Raw genomic sequence first — 18,759 nt, 5'->3', positions numbered from 1 at the left:
AGGTCCGCATGTCGAACTACGCCGAGAGCCTGCATCACCTCGACAGCTACATCTCAGCCCGTGTGCCGGTGATCGGCATGCACACCATCGAGCAGCAGCGAGCGCTGAACCTGCTGCGCGAGGCGGCCGCCCAGCCGCGTCGTAGCAGCATGCCGTTCTGGATCTACTCCCGGGCGACGGGCCTGCGCGACCTGCGCACCAACTCGCCGGTGCAGGACGACCGTTCCCTGACCGGCGCCATGGACTTCGCCGCCTCCCAGTTCAACGGCCGTGCCAACGCCACCGTGGTCCTGGTCGACCCGGACCACCTCGAGGGCGACTCACCCGTCACCCGGCACATCGCCGAGCTCGCCAGGCTCGCCGACAGGAACATGGGCAGCATCGTCCTGATCACCGACTCGCCCATCTGGAGCGGGCTGCAGCGGCTCGGCATGAGCCTGCACCTCGACCTGCCGGACGCCGACGAGATGTACCAGATACTCAGCCGTTTCCTCGCCGACCACCGCGGTCACATCCCCATCGAGTGGGACGAGGACGACGCACGTCGTGCCGCCGAGTTCCTGCGCGGGGTGACCGAGGCCGAGTGCATCAACCTGATGGCCACCATCGCGGCGAAGAAGGCCATCAAGAAGGCCGACGTGGTGGGCCTCGCACAGGCCAAGGACCGGATCTTCAGCGACCTGACGGGACTCGAACGGGTCCAGCTCAGGGAGAGCGACTACACGGTCGGTGGTCTCACCAGCCTGCGGGCCTGGCTGCGCCGCAAGCACCAGCTGATGCACGCCGACCTGCGCGGCCTGGAGCTGCGGCCACCGCGCGGCGTCCTTCTGGTGGGCGTGCCCGGCTGTGGCAAGTCCCTCTCGGCCAAGGCCATCGCGCACGAGTGGCAACTCCCGCTCTACCGGCTCGACATGGGCAGCATCCACGGCAAGTACCTCGGCGAGTCCGAGGGGAGGTTCCGCGAGGCCCTCGCGATGGCCGACCGGGTGGCGCCGTGCGTCCTGTGGATCGACGAGATCGAGAAGGGCCTGGCGGGCCGCGACGACGGCACCGGCGTGCCGCAGCGCATCATCGGCCAGTTCCTGTTCTGGCTGCAGGAGTCGCAGTCGCGTGCCTTCGTCGTCGCGACGGCCAATGACGTCCGAAGCCTGCCGCCCGAGCTGCTGCGCAAGGGCCGCTTCGACGAACTGTTCTTCGTCGACCTGCCCGACGGACAGGACCGCAAGGAGATCATTGACCTCTATTACCGCCGCTATCTGCGCTCCTCGCCCGACGAGACACAGCTCGACCAACTCGTCGACCTCTCGGAGGGGTTCGCGGGTTCCGACATCGAGTCCGCCCTGCACGAGGTCGGCGCGGAGGCCTTCCTGAACGGCGGCGCGGACAACCTGAAGCCCTCGTTCCTGCCGGACACCTTCGCCAACACGGTGCCGATGAGCAGGGTCAACCCGGAGCAGATCGAGGAGATCAGGGCCTGGGGCCGGGAGCGCGCCGTCCCGGCGGGACGCTCGTCCGCCGGTGCGGCTCCCGGTGCGGCACAGCCCGTGCGCCGGATTCTGTTCATGGACGACTGACCGGCGCCTCACGAACACGTCCTGCGGTAAGGCGCGTCCGGGATGTGCTTCTCCCAGTCCGCGGGGGAGAAGCCGCCCCCGGTCCGCGCGCAGACCCGCTCGACGAGGTAGTCGTGTTCGATGCGGTAGGCGAGGGACGGGGTGTGTTCGCCCGCGGTCAGGACCGTGCTGCCGTCCCGGGTGAAGGCGAGGGCGCGGACCAGGTCGCCGCCGGTGGGCAGGGAGGCGACGAGGAGGCGGCTGGACGGGACGTCGTAGAGGGCGACCCGGCCGCCGTCGTCGCCGACCGCGAGCTTCGTGCCGTCGGGGCTGAAGGCCAGTGCCGTCACGGGGGACCCGGAGCCGTCCCCCGTCACCGTGAACGTGCCGGGCAGGTCGGCGATCAGCCGGGTTCCTTCGCCGTTCCACAGGGCGACCCTGCCGGTGTGCGCGCCCGCGGCGAGCAGGTTCCCGTCCGCGCTGAAGGCGATGCGGTGGGCGCCCTGGGGCTGCAGCGGGGGGCGTGCGGGGCGGCGCCCGGAGGGCAGGCGGTAGAGGCCTCCGGCGTCCGCGGCGAAGGCGCCGTCGGGGCGCACCACGAGGTGGCTGTTGCCCGGGGCCTGGCTGTTGAACGTGACGTGCGGCGCCGCAGCGTCGGCGCCCGCGCGCAGGTCGAGGGAGTCCAGCCGCCGTGCCGTGTCCCTGCGCAGGAGCAGGGTGCCGCCGTCCTGTGTCAGGGCGAGATCTACCACGTCCTGCTCCCTGCGGCCGGAGCGGGCCAGGACGTGCCTGCTCCGCTCGCGCATGCGTCGTACGTCGAAGACGTGGACGGTCTGCGCATGGCGGCGGCTGGTGTAGTCGTGCCGCGCCCGGATGCCGTGGGCCAGCAGGTTCCCGTCGGCGCTGAACGACATCAGCACGTCGCAGCTCCGCTCCGCCGGGCCCACGTCGCCCGCGCCGGACAGGTCGCAGTCCGCGGAGCCGATGCGGCGGCGCGGGCCGCCCGGACCGGTGGGCCACAGCTCGAAGTCCATCCGGTCGCCGCTCCTGCGCGCGACGGCGAGGCGCTCGCCGTCCGGGGCGTACTGCGCCTCGGCGACGGTGCCACGCCGCCAGGCCGAGGTCAGCGCGTTGCCGAGGGCGAGGGTGCGGACGGTCGTGCCGTCCTCCCAGTAGCGGATGGCCCGGTCCTCGGTGTCGATGCGCGGCTGGGACGCAGTGCCGCCGTTGAGGGAGTGCCGGTAGACCGGGCGGCGCGGGTCGGCGGTGCGCCACAGGATGACTTCCTCGTCGGTGGTCACCACGAGGAACCCGCCGTCCGCGCTGAACGCGGGACTTGACCCGACCGGCGAGGCGAGCCACGACTTCCCGGTCGCCAGGTCCCAGGCGCGGACGTCGTCGCCCACGGAGGCGAGGAAGCGCCCGCTGGGGTCGAGGACGATCCGGTGCCCGAGGTGCTCGGTCCCGCACACGGCCCGCCGGTCCCCGGCCGAGAGCCGCACCGGCGCGCCGGAGGACGGGCCGCCCGCGGCGGCGCGGAGCTCCAGGGCGCGCGGCCCGTCGCGCGCGCCGGAACGGCAGAACGCCATGATCCGGTCGTCCCGGCCGACGACCGCCTCGGCCACGTCCGCGTACGGAGTGAGGGCGATCCGGCGCGTGACGCGGCCGCTGTCCGCGCGCAGCACCCGCAGCGAGGTGAGGGTGTTGACGACGACGTGGCGCCCGGTGGGGGAGAAGGACGCCGGTTCGTGGGGGGAACGGAAGGCGGGGCCCATGGGCCGCCCGGACCGCGCGTCGTACACCCGCGAACGTCCGCCCTTGCCGAGGAGGAGCCGCCCGCCGCCCGCCGACAGGTCCTGGATCTGCCGCCCGTGGTGTCTGATCCGGGCCGTCCGCCGGTGCTGCACGACGTCCCACACGTGGACGTGGGCGGCGTCCCGGGTGAGCACGACGCGGCCGTCGGCGCTGAGGTGCGCCCCGTGGTACTCGTCGTTCCCTTCGCCCGACGGCGGCCGGAACGCGTCCTGTTCCGCCTGGGCCGCCGCGGCCATCAGGCCCGCCTCCGCCTCCGGCGTTGGATGGAGGTGCCAGGCCGCCACGCTCATCCGCATCGCCTCCGCCGGGTGCGTGTAGCGCAGGCTCTCGGCGCGCGAGGCGAGTCGCCGCGACGCCGCCTCCACGTCCCGCTGTACCCGGCCCCGGTGCTGCTGCCAGGCGGTGACACCGGCGAGGAGCGCGAGGACGGTGAGCACGACCAGGGCCGCACGGGCGCCGCGGCGCCTGCGCGTGTGCCGTCCCTCGGCGGCCCGGGCGGCGGCGAGGAAGCGCCGCTCCGGTGTCGCGCGGTCGGTGTGCGTGCCTGCCAGCGCCTCGGTGGCCAGGGCGAGTTGCGTACCGCGGTAGAGGGCCGCCGGATCGTGTCCGCAGGACGCCCAGGCCTCGGCGGCCTCGGTGAGCCGCTGCCGGTCGCGCAGTCGCGCGCCGTCGGCGTCGATCCAGCCCCGCAGCCGGGGCCAGGCCGAAAGGAGCGCCTCGTGGGCGAGTTGGGCGCCCTCCTCGTCCAGGGTGAGGAGCCGGGCGTCGGCGAAGGCGTCGACGACGCGGCGCGTGGTGTCCGCGCCGGGCAGCAGGGCGGCCAGGTGCTCGCGGGAGACCCGCCGCCGTGTGCTCTGCCGCCCCGGGCCGATCCGCACCATGGACAGGAGGAGGTGCCGGGCCGCGGTCCGCTCGGCGGGGGCCAGACGGCAGTACACGCGCTCGGCGGTCGCCTCGACGGCGCCCCGGATGCCGCCGGTGAGCCGGTAGCCGTCCACGCTCATCCGGTCGTCCCGCCCGTCCCGCTGCTGCCAGGTGGCCAGGAGCGCGTGGGCCAGCAGGGGCAGCGCCCCGGCGTCGGGCGGCGGCCGGTCGTCCTCGTGGACGCCGAGCTCGGCCAGGAGGAGGTCCGCGAGGCCGGGGTCGAGCGCGAGGCCGGTCCGCCGGGCGGGCCCCTCGATCGCCTCGCGCAGCTCGCCGCGGGACATGGGCCCCAGCGGAAGCTGCCCGTCCCGCAGGGCGGCCACCAGCTCGGGGTGCTCCAGACAGGTGGCGTAGAAGTCGGCGCGTACGCCGATGACGACCAGGACCGGCGGCCGCGCGGGGCCTTCGGCGGGCACGGCCAGGGAGCACAGGGTCTCGATGAACCGCCGCCGCTCCCGCTCGGCGCCGCACAGCGTGAAGACCTCCTCGAACTGGTCGGCGATCATCACGAGTCCGCCGGTGCGGAGGGCGGCGGCGCGCACGGAGGCGGCGTACGGACCGGGGGAGCCGTGGGAGTCCGTGGGATCGGGCCGCACCACTCCCGCGAGGGCGGCGGTGAGGCTGTCGAGCGGGTGCGCGCCCGGCGAGAAACAGACCACGGGCCACGACCGCGAGCCCGGCACCGGCAGCGCGCCACGCGCCACGGCCGGTACGAGACCGGCGCGCAGGAGCGAGGACTTGCCCGCCCCGGAGGGGCCGACGACCACGACCGGGCCCGGCACGCGCAGCCGCTCGGCGAGGCGGGCGGTGAGGGCGGCCGTGGCCCGTTCGCGGCCGAAGAACCACGCCACGTCCCCGGGGCCGAAGGCGGCGAGGCCCGGATACGGGCACGCCTCCCGGCCCTGCCCGCCCACCGGTGGCGGCGCCAGCGCGACCAGCGCGCCGCCCGCGCCCAGCGCTTCGTCGCAGCCGCGGGCCACGTCGGCGGTGGGCGGCTTCTGCCCGTTCTCCACCTTGCTCAGATAGCCGCGGCTGTAGTGCGCGACCCGTGACAGGTCCGCCAGCGACATCCCGCGCTCGGCGCGCAGCCGCCGCAGGCACTCCCCGAACGTTTCGGGCGACGGGTTGAGCCGCAGGTCAGAAGCTGTTTCCCGATTCCCGTCGGACAAGGCGACAGGCACCTCCTAGGCCGTCGGCCCCGGGTGCCCCACGCTGGGACCCGGCAACGCTGCGTGAGCGCAAAGCTACGCAGGGCTGCCGTCCGGGCGTGGCCGTTCCGCGCTCGGCACCTCTATGGAGTGATCGACTCCGCCCGAAGGGAACCTCCGTCATGCGAGTACGAAGCGCCCTGCGCAAAACCCTCCTGGCCGCCACCGCCTGCGTGGCGCTGGCCACCGGAACCGCCCCGCAAGCCGCCGCGGCCGACGTCCGCGCCGAGGCCGACCGCATCATGGGCCTCAGTCGGTTGGACTTCATCAACCACCCGCACGACGCGCCGTTCGACTGGGAGACCGACGGCTGCACGTGGTGGCCGGACGGCGTCTTCTTCGAGGCCTGTGCCCAGCACGACTTCGGGTACCGCAACTACGGCAATCACGGCGCCACCCAGCTCAGGCTGAGCCCGGTCCCGGAGACGAAGGCGTGGCTCGACGAGCGCCTCTGGCATCAGCTGCGGGCCGCCTGCATCGACAACTATCCAGAGGGCAGCGCCGCGCGGGACCTGTGCCTCGCCGAGGCGAAGATCATGTACGACGGGCTCTCGGCGGGCATCGGCAAGGACGCCTTCTACTAGGCCCGGCCGACGGCGTGCCGCGGCCCCGGACCCCTGTGTGGGTCCGGGGCCGCACTGCCGCGAGCGTCAACTCGTGCAGTACTGCTGCTCCTTGCCGATGGACCGGTACATGCAGTCCGAGTTCTCCAGGAGCTGCAGCACCGCGTCGCGGTTGCGCGACGTCTCCCGCTCGATCACCTCGTCGGGCGGGTAGAAGCCGCCGCCGCCGGAGCGCGGGTACATCTCGAAGGTGTAGCTGAAGATCTTCTGGTTGCCCCACAGCCAGTCGTCGATCGTGCCGTCCGTGATGTAGAGGTCACTGGACTGCTCGGGCGTGTAGCCGTTGCTCGCGGCCATCTTCTTTCCGACGGCGGCGTGCGCGTCACGGTCGTCCTGGGTCAGGCCGGGGGCCGTGTCGTTGTACGTGTAGCCGTACGGCCACAGGACCAGCTCGCTGTACGTGTGGAAGTCGATCGCGGCCTTGATCTGCTGCTTGCCGCCGACGACGCGGCTGCGCACGAAGTTGGAGACGACCTTCACCTCGGGCGCCGACTCGGCGGCCGAACCCCGGTAGGTCTCGGACCCGGGCGTGCCCGAGGAGCCGCCGCAGCAGCCCCACTTGTAGTCCCAGTTGCGGTTCAGGTCGGTGCCGGTGCGGCCGTTGGAGTTGGGCTGCCGGTTCAGCCGCCAGCTGCGGTAGGAGCCGGTCGCGATGTCGTACTCGCCGCCGTCCGGGTTCATGTCGGGGACGATCCAGATCTCGCGCGAGTCCACCATCTTCTTGATGCGTGCGTCGGAGCCGTAGCCCGCGCCGAGCTCGCGGAGCAGGTACAGCGCCATCTCGACCGTCAGGTGCTCACGGGCGTGCTGGTGGTGGGTGAAGAGGACTTCCGGCTCGGCCTCGTCGGTGCCGACGTTGTCGCTGATCTTGATGGCGACGATGTCCCTGCCGGAGTACGACTTGCCGATGACCTTCTTCGTCATCAGGCCCGGGTACGCCGCGATGCGCTGGTCGATCTCCGCGTTCATCTCGGCGTAGTTGTGGTACTTCGCGTCGGCGGGCGGGAAGTCCTTGACCTTCACCTCCTGGCCGTTCGCCCGCTTCGGGGGCCCGGCCAGGGGCTTGAGCTCGTAGCCCGCCTTCCGGAGCGCAGCCGCCTCGGCCGCGTCCGCCGAGACGACCACCGCGCGGGCGTCGACCTCGTCGATCGCGACGCCGGTGCGGGCGAGGGCGGTGCGCGCGGCGCGGTCGTCGCGCAGGGGGATCTCGTACTGGCGTGGGTCTTCGTCGGCGGCGGTCGCCGCGCTGCGGGGGGCCGGGTCGGCCTGTCCTGTCGAGGCGTTGGCGGTCAGGGGGGCCGCCACGGCCAGGGCGAGAAGCGCCGCGAGGGCCGCGGATCTCCTGCCGCGTATGCGGAGTCGCATGAAGTCTCCTCAGGGGTGGGGGGTTGTTCAGTGCGACGTGCGGGGCTGTCGTCACGTGCGGGTGCGACGTGCGGAGGTGCGAGTTGCGCGCGCCCATCGTCGACGCGTGGCATGCACCGGTCAACGCAGTCTTTGGCCAACCTCTTGTGTCCGGGACCGCGATGCGCTTTCTTGATCGGCATGGCTGAAAGCACAGGCAGTGGCATCACCGCCGGCGAAGCGGAACCTCGGCTCCGCAAGGCGAGCTGGAAGTACGTCGGCCCGGGCATCGTCGTCGCGGCCACCGGAGTGGGCGCGGGCGACCTCGTCGCGACCCTGATCGCGGGCAGCAAATTCGGCTACACACTGCTGTGGGCCGCGATCATCGGCTGTCTGGTGAAGATCTCCCTGGCCGAGGCGACCGGCCGCTGGCACCTGGCCACCGGGCGCACCCTCTTCGAGGGCTGGCGCAGCCTCGGCCAGTGGACCACGTACTACTTCGCGGTCTATGTCGTCATCTGGGGCTTCGTGTACGGGGCCACCGCCATGTCGTCCAGCGCCCTGCCGCTGGTCGCGCTCTTCCCGGACGGGCCGAGCCTGAAGACCTGGGCGGTCCTCTGCGGCCTGCTCGGCCTCGCCTTTGTCTGGTTCAACCGGTACGCGGTCTTCGAGAAGGCCATGACGGTCGTCATCGGCATGAAGTTCCTGATCGTCGTGTACGTCGCGATCCGCGTCGCCCCCGACCTCGGCAACGCCTTCGCGGGCCTCGTCCCCGCCCTGCCCGACGGCTCGCTGCTGTACACGCTCGGCCTGATCGGCGGCGTCGGCGGCACCATCACCATGGCCGCGTACGGCTACTGGGTGAACTCCAAGGGCTGGACCGACATCACCTGGCTCAAGGTGATGCGGCTCGACAACCGCGTCGCGTACATCACGACCGGCATCTTCGTCGTCGCCATGATGATCATCGGCGCCGAGCTCCTGCACTCCACGAACATCGCCCTCAACTCCGGCGACAAGGGCCTCGTCGACCTCGGCAAGGTCCTGGAGGACAAGTTCGGCGCGGTCACCGCCGACCTCTTCCTCATCGGCTTCTTCGCCACCTCCTTCGGCGCCCTGATGGGCGTGTGGCACGGCGTGAGCCTGATGTTCGCGGACTTCGTGGAGCGGCTGCGGCGCGAGCGCGGCGCCTCCGCGGACGGCGGGGACATGGTCGAGGAGGTCGCGGCGGGCAAGCGCGAGAAGTCGGTGCCGTTCCGTGCGTACCTGCTCTGGCTGACGTTCCCGCCGATGGGACTGCTCTTCCTCGACGAGCCGTTCGGCCTGGTCATCGCCTACGGCGTGCTCGGCGCGTTCTTCATGCCGTTCCTCGCCCTCACCCTGCTCTGGCTGCTCAACACCTCGCGCACGCCGGGACAGTGGCGCAACGGCTGGCTCAGCAACGTCATGCTGGCCGCCGCGGGCCTGCTGTTCCTGGTCCTCTGCGTCAAGCAGATCATCGACCTGGACTGGGGCGGCATCTTCTGAGCCGCTGAACGCCCGGCCGAGGCGTCGCTCCTCGGTACCGGGGGGACGCGGACGTTCCGGGGGACGGGTTCGGCCAACCTCGGTTTCGGGGCTGTCTCCGACGAGCCGCCTCAGTACTGTCATGGCCCACTCAAGCCCGGCTGCCGTTCAGCCGGGCGAACGGGGGAGACCATGACCACGAGAGCCACCAGAAGGACGTTCCGCCCGGCACGTACGCTCGTCTCGCTCGCCGCGCTCCTCGGCAGCACACTGCTGTGGGCCGGACCGACCGCCTCCGCGGCCCCGGCCGATCCCGGCACCGCCCCGGCCGCCGCGGCGTCGTACACCATCGGGCAGTTCAACATGGCGGGCGGCAACGCCCAGCACGGCGACGACGGCGACGAGGCGCCGGACGCCCTGGTGCGCAGCGTCCAGGACCGCAAGCCCGCCTTCATGACGCTGAACGAGGCCTGCGCGGACTGGTCGAACCGGCTGCAGTCGCAGCTGGGCAGCGAGTACACGGTGCTGTTCGACCCGGTGACGAGGAGCGCAGGCGGGCCGAACACCAAGTGCTACCACCCGGTGGGCGTGCCGGACGACCAGCGCACGGACTTCGGCAACGGACTCCTCGTCCGCAGCGACCTGGGCTTCGACGCCTCGACGCTCGTCGGCCACAGCCTCGGCACCTCGGCGGACCGGGAGCAGCGCGAGATGCTCTGCATGACCTCTCCCGCCCGGCAGCTCGCCCTGTGCAGCGTGCACCTCACCCACAACAGCAAGTCCGAACGCCGCAAGGAGTCCGCCAGGGCCAGGGAGATCCTGGACACCACGTACGCCGGATACACGAAGTTCCTGGGCGGCGACCTCAACGCCGAGCCGCTGCACCAGGCGCCGGACAACTTCTACCACTCCGATTACGGGCGGGGCGCGCTCGGCCAGTTCAAGGAGGCCGACAGCCACTGCGGCAACAACCCGCACTGGGGCGACGTGATCGGGGGCTCGCCCTTCCCGGTGTTCCTGTGGTGCCGGGACGGCGAGGCCACGATGGCGGGCGACAACAAGAAGATCGACTACCTCTTCGTGCCGATGTCGACGCACGTCGACTGGGCCGACGCCACGGACGCGATCCACTCCGACCACAAGCTGCTGTGGGCGGGGGTCACCTTCTGACCCGGTCCGACGGTGATCGACGGTGATCGACAGCGGCGCCTCCGGGGGAGCGGAGGCGCCGCTGTCCGTATCCGTCGTGCTACGGCTACGGCAGGCCGTGCACGTGCGCGCCCACCGACTTGGACCAGGCGCTGCCCGAAGAGGCGTCCCAGTTGGTGGACCAGGTCATCGCGCCCCGGATGTCGGGGTAGGTCTTGGACGGCTTGAAGGAGCCGCAGCCCGTGCCCTTCGCCAGACAGTCCAGGGCGTTGTTCACGACGTCCGGCGCCACGTACCCGCCACCGGCCGCGCTCGACGACGCGGGGACCCCGATGCCGACCTGCGACGGCGCGAGGCCGCCCTCCAGCTGGATGCAGGCGAGCCCGGTCAGGAAGTCGACCGAGCCCTGGCTGTAGACCTTGCCGTCGCAGCCGAGCATCGAACCGCTGTTGTAGTACTGCATGTTGACGACCGTGAGGATGTCCTTCACGGCGAGCGCGGTCTTGAAGTACTCGGTCGACGTGGACTGCATGTCGATGGTCTGCGGCGCCATCGTCAGGACGAGACCCGAACCGGCCTTGCCCGAGAGCGACTTGAGCGCCTGCGACATGTAGGTGGAGTTGACGCCGTTCTCCAGGTCGATGTCGACGCCGTCGAAGCCGTACTCCTGCATGAGCTTGTGCACGGAGTCGGCGAAGGCGTTGGCGGACGCCGCGTCGTTGACCGACACCGCGCCCTTCTCGCCGCCGACCGAGATGATCACGGACTTGCCCGCCGCCTGCTTGGCCTTGATGTCGGCCTTGAACTGGTCGACGGTGTAGCCGCCGAGACCCGCGGAGTCGAGGTTGAAGGTGACCTCGCCGGGCGTCCCGGTGGCGTCCGCGAAGGACACCGCGATGATGTCGTACTCGTCCTGCACGTCGGCCAGCTTCTGCACCTGGGCGCCGTTGTTGAAGTTCTGCCAGTAGCCGGTCACCGCGTGCTTGGGCACGGCACGCGTCCCGGCGTCGGCGGCGCTCGCGGCGCTGGCGGTCGACAGGCCGGACAGGCCGGTCAGGGTGAGGGTGAGGGCGGCGACGGCGCCGGTGAGAGCACCGGTCCTTCTCCTGCGTGTGCGGTCCACTTACTGCCTCCGGTGGGGGGAGAAGTACTTCGGAACGGTGGCCACCGCTGCCTTGCTTGGTCGTACAAGCTGGTCCAGACCAATTGAGTTGTCAAGGGCTCAAGCACCACTTGGTTCCCGCCGACCCGTTCCCACCTCCACATGAACAGTGCGAAGTTGGGTGTTGAGGCGACCATGACGTGGATATGGTGCTGAGGCAGGAGTGCACGACCACCGGGGGTGTACGCGTTGCCGACCGCCATAGCCGTCACCGGCCCCGATCTCGTGCTGCCGTCACCCGACCGGCACACGCCGTCGGCCGCCGTCCTCCAGTCCGCCGTGCAGTCCCCGCGGGCGTACTCCCTGGACCAGGCGCTCACGGAAATGCACACCCTCATCGAGCACCACGGCTACGTGATCGCGCTGTGCCCGTCCTCCGCGCCCGCCTCCGTCGCCCAGCGGCTGCACGCGGTCCGCTCCGTCCTGGAGAGCGACCGCATCGCCATCGTCCGCTCCGACCTGCCGCCGCTCGGCCTGGCCGTACTCGCCCTCCAGCTGCGGCAGTTGTCCGTCTGCGACTTCAGCCCCGGCGTCCTGGCCTCCGCCGCCCGCCTCCTGTCCCACTACATCTACGCGGGCGCCCTGCTCGGCTCCGTCGCCAGGCTCGACCGCGACCGGATCGACGTCAGCCTCCAGTCGCACGCCAAGTCCTGGATGCCCGGCACCCAGTTCGCGGTCCTCGCCACGCCCCGGCCCGAGCTCGTGAAGGTGTCGGGCGGCGAAGAGGCCCACCTGGAGGGCCCCGGATTCGGCACGCGACTGCTCTACGCCACGGGCCGCCTCACCCCCGACTGGGTGACCGGCACCCTCGCCCCCGCGTGGAAGTCCCAGGAGGTCACCGAGGCCCGGCTGCCCACCGAGTCCGAACGCTGGTGGGCCACCGGCAAGCTCGTCGAGTTCGCCGCGGCCATCCCGGACATCTCCGTCCTCTACCAGCTGGTGTCCTCCGTCCGCCGCGACGACTGCCACTGGTGCGGCCTCGAACTCATCGGTGACCGCTGCGCGTTCTGCGCCGCGCCGCTGCCACCGCCCGGCGAGCGCCCCGCACAGCCGGTGCGCGCCCTCGTCCCCCCGAGCCACCGGCTCCGCCCGGCCGGTACGGGCTCCGCGCGCGGGACGACCGCCGCCCTGCCCCGCGGCGCGACCTAGGCCGGGCCGCCCGCCTCAGCTTCCGCTTCTCGTACGCGACCGACGACCGCACGTGCGCCACCCCGCTCACTGTCCGTAGCCATTCGCACTCGATCGAGGTAGTCCGGCCCATGAACTCACGCCAGCGCCGCGGCATCATCCTGCTGGTCCTTTCGGTCCTGTGCGCGTTGGGCGCGTTCGCGGGCGTCCTCTCGGTGATCCGCGACGCGAACTCGAAGGTGGGCCCCGAGGTCCCCGCGTACAAGCTCAAGGGCGACATCGCGCCCTACAAGGAGCTGACCGCCGAACAGTTCGAGAAGGTCGAGATGCCCGAGCGGTGGCTGTCCGACAACGCCGTCACCGACCTCCGCGAGATCCGCGGCAAGATCGCCGTCACCCAGCTGCGCAAGGGCTCGCTGCTGCAGTCCGACATGATCGTCGGACGGCCCGAACTCGGCCCGGGACAGCAGGAGATCGCCATCATGATCGACGCGGCGACCGGCGTCGCGGGCAAGATCACACCCGGCTCGAAGGTCAACATCTACGCCACCTTCAAGGGGGAGACCGACAAGGCGGAGGACCAGTCCAAAGTCATCGTGGAGGGCGCCAAGGTGCTCGACGTCGGCAAGCTGACCCCGCTCGAACCCGACCAGGACGACCGCACACGCCGCAGGGCCATGGAAGCGGTCCCGATCACCTTCGCCCTCGGCACCGCCGACGCCCAGCGCGTCGCGTACGCCGAGTCGTTCGCCACCCACGTCCGGCTCGCCCTGGTCGGCGCCGGCGGCGACGCGACCGTGCCGCCCAGGGACCGGACGTACACCCTCGACGAGGACAAGTAGGAGGGCACCGTATGACCACTCGGATCCTCCCCGCCGTCGGCGACATCGACGCGGCCCGCGCACTGTCCACCCTCACCGGCCAGCTGCCCGACACCGAACCCGCGCTGCCCGTCGGCGACTCCACGGCGCTCCTCGACACCCTCGCGCGGCTCGCCGCCGAGTCCGTCGACGAACTGCCCGAGGTCGTCCTCGTCCACGAGCGCATCGGGCCCGTCCCCGCCCTCGACCTCATCCGCGATCTCGTCCTCCGCTTCCCGGCGGTCGGCGTCGTCCTGATCACCGCCGACACCAGCCCCGGGCTCCTCACCGCCGCCATGGACTCCGGCGCCCGCGGCATCGTCGGCCTCCCGCTCGCCTACGACGCGCTCGCCGAACGCGTCCAGGCCGCCGCCGCCTGGTCCACCGGGATGCGGCGGCACCTGGGCAGCGGGAGCGGCGGCCTCGAGCTGTACGGGGGCGGCGGCGCCGGGCCCACCGGTACGGGCACCGTCGTCACGGTCAGCGGCGCCAAGGGCGGCGTCGGCACGACCCTCACCGCCGTCCACCTCGCCCTCGCCGCCCGCGCGTCGGGCCGCACCGTCGCCCTCCTCGACCTCGACCTGCAGTCCGGGGACGTCGCCTCCTACCTCGACGTGCAGTTCCGCCGCTCCATCGCCGACCTGGCCGCCATCACCGACATCACGCCCCGCATCCTCCAGGACGCCGTCTACACCCACGAGACCGGCATCGGCCTGCTCCTCGCCCCCGCCGACGGGGAGCGCGGCGAAGAGATCACCGACCGCGTCGCCCGCCAGACCATCGGCGCCCTGCGCGCCCGCTACGACATCGTGATCGTCGACTGCGGCGCCTACGTCACCGCGGCGGGCGCCACCGCGGTCGAACTCGCCGACCAGGCCCTGCTCCTCGTCACCCCCGACGTCGTCGCCGTCCGCGCCGCCAAGCGCATGGTGCGCCTCTGGGACCGGCTGCAGATCCGCAAGGCCGAGGAGACCGTCACCGTCGTCAACCGGCACGGCAAGGGCGCCGAGATCCAGCCCGCCCTCGTCGAACGCGTCACCGGCACCAGGACGGCCCGCGGCACCGTGCCCGCCTGCTTCAAGGAGCTGCAGGCCGCGGTCGACGCGGGCCGCATGCAGGACCTCGACAGCCGCTCCTCCGTGAAGCAGGCCCTGTGGGGCCTGGCGGGCGAACTGGGCCTGGTCGACCCGGACGCGGCGGCCGCCAACGGGAAGCGGGGCGGGCTCGCCCTGCGGAGGAAGGCGGCGAGCGGCGACCGGGGCGCGGTCACGCTCGAATTCGCCGGGATGTTCCCGCTGCTGCTCGTGGTCATGGCGATCCTCTGGCAGTGCGCGCTGTACGGCTACACGTACTCCCTCGCAGGAAACGCGGCGGACGAGGCGGCCAGGGCGGCCACCGCGGCCTACGCGGCGGGCGAGGGAGCGGCAGGGGCCTGCTCCGACGCCGCCCGGAAGCACCTGCCCGGCGCGTGGCAGGACGCGGCGGTGGCCTGCACGGACGAGGGCGCGGTGTGGAAGGCCCACGTGTCGGTGGACGTACCGGTGTTCTTCCCGGGCTTCGACGCGGGATGGCACGTGGACGGGGAGGCGGGGGCGGCCAAGGAGGGGGAGGACGGATGAGCCGGTCACGGACCCGAGGCGGTCCTCGTAGCTGCCGCTGCCGCTGCCGTCGTCGTCGCCGTCGCAGCTGGGGCGACCAGGGCGTCTCCATGCTGGAGTTCGCCGGGTTCCTGCCGATCCTGCTGCTCATCGGCCTCGCCACGATCCAGCTCGGCCTGGTCGGCTACGCGGCCAACCAGGCGGGCTCAGGCGCCCGTGCGGCGGCCCGCGCGGCCTCGCAGGGCGACTCCGGCGAGGCCGCGGGCAGCGCCGCCATGGACAGCGGCCTCACCGCGTTCGTCGGCGTCAGCAAGGGCGGCGCCACGACGACCGCGACCGTGGAGGTGCAGGTCCCGACGCTGCTCCCCTTCGTGGACACGGACTGGAGCGTGACCAAGGAGGCGACGATGCCGAACGACGACGCGGCGGACACCGACTGACCCCGGCCGCGGACCCGCTCACCGGGCTTGCACCTCGTACACCGAAGGAGGTTGAAGGACGACATGAGTCTGCGCGACCGCGTGGCCCCGACCCACCAGACCGAGCCGAGCCGCGACGACGGCCTCGTCGCCGTCTACCGCTCCAAGCTCCTGGAGGAGATCGACCTCGCCGAGATGTCGTCGCTCACGGCCGCGGACCGCCGCGTCCGCCTGGAGCGCGTCCTCGGCCACATCATCAGCCGCGAAGGCCCCGTCCTCTCCACCTCCGAGCGCGCCCAGCTGATCCGCCGCGTCGTCGACGAGGCCCTCGGACTCGGCGTACTGGAACCGCTCCTCGCCGACACCTCCATCACGGAGATCATGGTCAACGGCCCCGACTCGATCTTCGTGGAGCGCGCGGGCCGCGTCGAACAGCTCCCCCTCCGGTTCGCCTCGAACGACCAGCTGATGCAGACGATCGAACGCATCGTCTCCACCGTCAACCGCCGCGTCGACGAGTCGAACCCCATGGTCGACGCCCGCCTGCCCACCGGCGAGCGCGTCAACGTGATCATCCCGCCGCTCGCCCTGACCGGCGCCACCCTCACGATCCGCCGCTTCCCGCGCGCCTACACGCTCCCCGAACTCATCGGCCTCGGCTCCCTCGACGAGCACATGCTGATGCTGCTCTCCGCGTTCGTGCGCGCCCGCTTCAACCTCATCGTCAGCGGCGGTACGGGCACCGGCAAGACGACCCTGCTCAACGCGCTCTCCGGCCTGATCCCGGCCCACGAACGCATCATCACCATCGAGGACTCGGCGGAGCTCCAGCTCCAGCAGGACCACGTGATCCGCCTCGAATCCCGGCCGCCCAACGTCGAGGGCAAGGGCCAGATCACCATCCGCGACCTGGTCCGCAACAGCCTCCGCATGCGCCCCGACCGCATCATCGTCGGCGAGGTCCGCGGCGGCGAGACCCTCGACATGCTCCAGGCCATGTCCACGGGCCACGACGGCTCGCTCGCCACCGTCCACGCGAACACCGCGGAGGACGCCCTGATGCGGATGCAGACCCTCGGCTCCATGTCGGAGGTCCAGATCCCCTTCGAGGCCCTGAAGGACCAGATCAACTCGGCCGTCGACGTCGTCATCCAGCTCGCCAGGCACGGCGACGGCTCCCGCAAGGTCGCCGAGATCGTGCTGCTCGTCTCCCACGGCCGCCAGCACTTCCGCATCGTGCCGGTCTCCCGCTTCGTGCCGCGCCCGCTCGGCGCCGACCGCGTCGTACACGGCTACTTCGAGCATCTGCCGCTGCCGCGCGAGATCGCCGACAAGCTGTACGTCGCGAACGAACCGGTGCCACCCGCGTTCGGCGTGGCGGAGGCCATCGACGTCATGAACACGAGGGAAGCGATCGGATGAACAACCCCACCCTCCTCGCCCTGGGCGCCACCATCCTGACGGGCACGCTCGCGGTCGCGGGCGTCCACACGTACGCGTCCGGCCGCGCCCAGCGCCAGGCCCTGGTGGACCGCCTCGCGCTCGGCCCCGGCACGGGGGACGGCGGCCCGCCCGCCCGCTCCCGCCGCTTCGCCGCCGTCGACCGCCGCCTGCGCCGCACCCGCCTGGGCCGGGCGATCCACCTGCGCCTTTCCGCGACGGGACTCGACCTCACGGCGGGGGAGTTCTTCACCTACGTCGTCGCGGTCGTCGCGGGCCTCTGGCTGATCGCGGCCGCGACCCTCGCCCCCTTCTTCGGCCCGATCGCGGGTGGCGTCGCCGTGTGGGGCGCGGCGGCCTTCCTCAACTGGCAGCGCCAGAAGCGCATCGAGGCGTTCATCAACCAACTCCCCGACGTGGCGCGCATCCTGGCCAACGCGACGGCGGCGGGCCTGGCCCTGCGTACGTCGCTCGCGATGGCGGCGGAGGAACTGGAAGCGCCCGCAGGCGAGGAACTCTCCCACGTGGCGGACCAGTTGACCCTGGGCCGCTCCATCGACGACACCCTCGGAGAACTGGCCGAACGCCTCCCGTCCCGCGAACTGATAGTCCTCGTCACGACCCTCGTCCTGTCCAACAAGGCGGGCGGCACGGTGGTCAACTCCCTGCGCAACCTCACCCAGACCCTGGAGGACAGGAAGGAGACCCGGCGCGAGGTCCGCACGATGCTGTCGGAGGTCCACGCCACGGCCTTCACGGTCCCGCTGCTCGGCCTCGGCTCCCTGCTCCTCATCAACTCCTCGAACGAGGGGGCGCTGGAGCGGGTGACGGGTTCACCGCTGGGCCAGACGCTGATCCTGATCTCGCTGGGCCTGTACGGCGTCGGATTCTTCGTGATCCGCCGCCTAGGCAAGATCGAAGTCTAGGAAAGCCTAGTAATCCCAGTAACTCCAGGAGGGAGTCACCGTGTTGAGCCTGCTCCTCGCGGCCGCGATGGGCCTCGCCGTGGCCGGAGTCTGTCAGGGCATCCGCATGTACCGCGCGGACGCGAAGCTGCCCTCCGACCTGGCCGTGGCCCTGGAGGTCGGCGCGACCCGCGTCTCGGTGGCGGGCTCCGCGGTGGACCGCCTCGGCATGCGCTTCGCGCCCATGGTCCTGCGCCTGATGGGCCCGAAGCGCGTCGACGCCAAGCGCCGCAGGATCGACATGGCGGGCAACCCGGGCGGCCTGACGATAGACCGCTACGCGGCACGGCGGGCGGTCTACGGCGCCTTCGGCCTCGTCCTCGGCCTCGTCTTCCTCACCAACGGCTCCCCGCTCTTCGGCCTGCTCACCCTCGCCTTCGGCGCGGTCGCCGCGGATGCCCTCATCTGGCAGGCGATCCGCGAACGCCGTGAGGTCATCGACCGCACGCTGCCCGACTTCCTCGACGTCCTCGCGGTCGTCGTCTCCGCGGGCCTCGGCTTCCGCCAGGCACTGGACCGGGTCGCGGAACGGTACGCGGGCCCGTGGGCGGACGAACTCCGCATCACCCTGCGCCAGATGGACATGGGAGTCAGCCGCCGCCAGGCCTTCGACGACCTGCGCCGCCGCAACGCGTCCGAGCAGGTGGCCCAGTTCGTCTCCGCGCTCCAGCAGGGCGAGGAGCTGGGCTCCCCGATCGCGGACACGCTGATCCAGCTCGCCACGGACATGCGCCGCACGGACGCGCAGAACTCCCGCCGCAGGGCGGCGAAGACGATCCCCAAGGCCACGATGGTGACCCTGGTCTTCATGCTCCCGGCCACGATGATCCTCATCGCCGCCGGTATGTTCCTGGGCTCCGGCTCCGACTTCGGTTCGATCCTGGGGCGTTGACGTGATCCCGGGCGTGAAGAAGAACGACTTCGCGAAAGCTCTTCGCGGATGCAACTCGATGTGGGACAGTCAGGGCTGAGTTCACGGTTTGCGTGAGGGGACTTCGTGCATGGTGATCTCAACGAGGGGGAAGAGAACCCGCCAACTTGCGGTTCGGGCACCCCTGATACCGC

General features: G+C 71.6%; 14 protein-coding genes. 11 read left to right on the top strand and 3 right to left on the bottom strand.

What is annotated here, in order from left to right; genetic code table 11:
- Positions 1-8: 8 nt before the first annotated feature.
- Positions 9-1,574, top strand: a complete 1,566-nt coding sequence (locus ABZV77_RS06155) for an AAA family ATPase (protein ID WP_356250848.1) — start codon at positions 9-11, stop codon at positions 1,572-1,574.
- A gap of 8 nt (positions 1,575-1,582) precedes the next feature.
- Here ABZV77_RS06155 and ABZV77_RS06150 read toward each other — a convergent pair whose 3' ends face one another.
- The gene (locus ABZV77_RS06150) at positions 1,583-5,461 is read right to left on the bottom strand and encodes a helix-turn-helix domain-containing protein (RefSeq protein ID WP_356250845.1); all 3,879 of its coding nucleotides are present in this window, start codon (positions 5,459-5,461) and stop codon (positions 1,583-1,585) included.
- A gap of 161 nt (positions 5,462-5,622) precedes the next feature.
- On the opposite strand from ABZV77_RS06150, the gene ABZV77_RS06145 reads away from it, so the two are divergent.
- Complete coding sequence (locus tag ABZV77_RS06145; RefSeq protein ID WP_356250842.1) at positions 5,623-6,084, top strand: phospholipase A2; 462 nt, start codon at positions 5,623-5,625, stop codon at positions 6,082-6,084.
- Positions 6,085-6,150: 66 nt separating this feature from the next.
- Here the strand turns inward: ABZV77_RS06145 and ABZV77_RS06140 are convergent, their stop codons facing one another.
- Positions 6,151-7,488, bottom strand: a complete 1,338-nt coding sequence (locus tag ABZV77_RS06140) for a M14 family metallopeptidase (RefSeq protein WP_356250839.1) — start codon at positions 7,486-7,488, stop codon at positions 6,151-6,153.
- Positions 7,489-7,668: 180 nt separating this feature from the next.
- Here ABZV77_RS06140 and ABZV77_RS06135 point away from each other — a divergent pair, with 180 nt between their 5' ends.
- Positions 7,669-8,994: an Nramp family divalent metal transporter gene (locus ABZV77_RS06135; protein WP_356250836.1), complete on the top strand. Its 1,326-nt coding sequence runs from the start codon at positions 7,669-7,671 to the stop codon at positions 8,992-8,994.
- 171 nt (positions 8,995-9,165) lie between these two features.
- Positions 9,166-10,143 (top strand): endonuclease/exonuclease/phosphatase family protein, encoded by a 978-nt coding sequence (locus ABZV77_RS06130; protein WP_356250835.1) that lies wholly within the window; start codon positions 9,166-9,168, stop codon positions 10,141-10,143.
- 85 nt (positions 10,144-10,228) lie between these two features.
- On the opposite strand, the gene ABZV77_RS06125 is transcribed toward ABZV77_RS06130, so the two are convergent.
- The gene (locus tag ABZV77_RS06125; protein WP_356250832.1) at positions 10,229-11,245 is read right to left on the bottom strand and encodes a chitinase; all 1,017 of its coding nucleotides are present in this window, start codon (positions 11,243-11,245) and stop codon (positions 10,229-10,231) included.
- A 228-nt stretch (positions 11,246-11,473) separates the two neighbouring features.
- Between ABZV77_RS06125 and ABZV77_RS06120 the strand changes: the two genes are divergently transcribed.
- The 7 genes from ABZV77_RS06120 to ABZV77_RS06090 all read left to right on the top strand — a co-directional run bounded on the left by ABZV77_RS06120 (position 11,474) and on the right by ABZV77_RS06090 (position 18,586).
- Positions 11,474-12,433 (top strand): hypothetical protein, encoded by a 960-nt coding sequence (locus ABZV77_RS06120; protein WP_356250829.1) that lies wholly within the window; start codon positions 11,474-11,476, stop codon positions 12,431-12,433.
- 110 nt (positions 12,434-12,543) lie between these two features.
- Complete coding sequence (gene cpaB / locus ABZV77_RS06115) at positions 12,544-13,254, top strand: Flp pilus assembly protein CpaB (protein WP_356250827.1); 711 nt, start codon at positions 12,544-12,546, stop codon at positions 13,252-13,254.
- 11 nt (positions 13,255-13,265) lie between these two features.
- Positions 13,266-14,891 carry an AAA family ATPase gene (locus ABZV77_RS06110; RefSeq protein ID WP_356250824.1) on the top strand — a complete coding sequence of 542 codons (1,626 nt, stop codon included), beginning with the start codon at positions 13,266-13,268 and terminating at the stop codon, positions 14,889-14,891.
- Positions 14,892-14,980: 89 nt separating this feature from the next.
- Positions 14,981-15,310, top strand: a complete 330-nt coding sequence (locus ABZV77_RS06105) for a TadE/TadG family type IV pilus assembly protein (RefSeq protein ID WP_356250821.1) — start codon at positions 14,981-14,983, stop codon at positions 15,308-15,310.
- A gap of 63 nt (positions 15,311-15,373) precedes the next feature.
- The gene (locus tag ABZV77_RS06100) at positions 15,374-16,711 is read left to right on the top strand and encodes a CpaF family protein (RefSeq protein WP_356250818.1); all 1,338 of its coding nucleotides are present in this window, start codon (positions 15,374-15,376) and stop codon (positions 16,709-16,711) included.
- Positions 16,708-17,655, top strand: coding sequence for a type II secretion system F family protein (locus ABZV77_RS06095; protein ID WP_356250815.1), 948 nt, complete (start codon positions 16,708-16,710; stop codon positions 17,653-17,655). Before ABZV77_RS06100 ends, ABZV77_RS06095 begins: the two co-directional genes overlap by 4 nt.
- A 40-nt stretch (positions 17,656-17,695) precedes the next feature.
- The gene (locus ABZV77_RS06090) at positions 17,696-18,586 is read left to right on the top strand and encodes a DUF5936 domain-containing protein (protein WP_356250813.1); all 891 of its coding nucleotides are present in this window, start codon (positions 17,696-17,698) and stop codon (positions 18,584-18,586) included.
- The last annotated feature ends 173 nt before the right edge of the window (positions 18,587-18,759 follow it).

Origin of the sequence: Streptomyces sp. NPDC004732 (assembly GCF_040609235.1) — a bacterium.
In the GTDB taxonomy this organism is placed as follows: Bacteria; Actinomycetota; Actinomycetes; order Streptomycetales; family Streptomycetaceae; genus Streptomyces.
This window is presented reverse-complemented; position numbering and strand designations above follow the sequence as displayed.

Excerpts from the sequence above, each read along its gene's own strand:
- ABZV77_RS06095 (WP_356250815.1), top strand. The coding sequence starts at position 16,708 with ATGAACAACCCCACCCTCCTCGCCCTGGGCGCCACCATCCTGACGGGC.
- ABZV77_RS06110 (WP_356250824.1), top strand. The coding sequence starts at position 13,266 with ATGACCACTCGGATCCTCCCCGCCGTCGGCGACATCGACGCGGCCCGC.
- ABZV77_RS06105 (WP_356250821.1), top strand. The coding sequence starts at position 14,981 with ATGCTGGAGTTCGCCGGGTTCCTGCCGATCCTGCTGCTCATCGGCCTC.
- ABZV77_RS06155 (WP_356250848.1), top strand. The coding sequence starts at position 9 with ATGTCGAACTACGCCGAGAGCCTGCATCACCTCGACAGCTACATCTCA.
- cpaB (WP_356250827.1), top strand. The coding sequence starts at position 12,544 with ATGAACTCACGCCAGCGCCGCGGCATCATCCTGCTGGTCCTTTCGGTC.
- ABZV77_RS06145 (WP_356250842.1), top strand. The coding sequence starts at position 5,623 with ATGCGAGTACGAAGCGCCCTGCGCAAAACCCTCCTGGCCGCCACCGCC.
- ABZV77_RS06135 (WP_356250836.1), top strand. The coding sequence starts at position 7,669 with ATGGCTGAAAGCACAGGCAGTGGCATCACCGCCGGCGAAGCGGAACCT.
- ABZV77_RS06140 (WP_356250839.1), bottom strand. The coding sequence starts at position 7,488 with ATGCGACTCCGCATACGCGGCAGGAGATCCGCGGCCCTCGCGGCGCTT.
- ABZV77_RS06130 (WP_356250835.1), top strand. The coding sequence starts at position 9,166 with ATGACCACGAGAGCCACCAGAAGGACGTTCCGCCCGGCACGTACGCTC.
- ABZV77_RS06100 (WP_356250818.1), top strand. The coding sequence starts at position 15,374 with ATGAGTCTGCGCGACCGCGTGGCCCCGACCCACCAGACCGAGCCGAGC.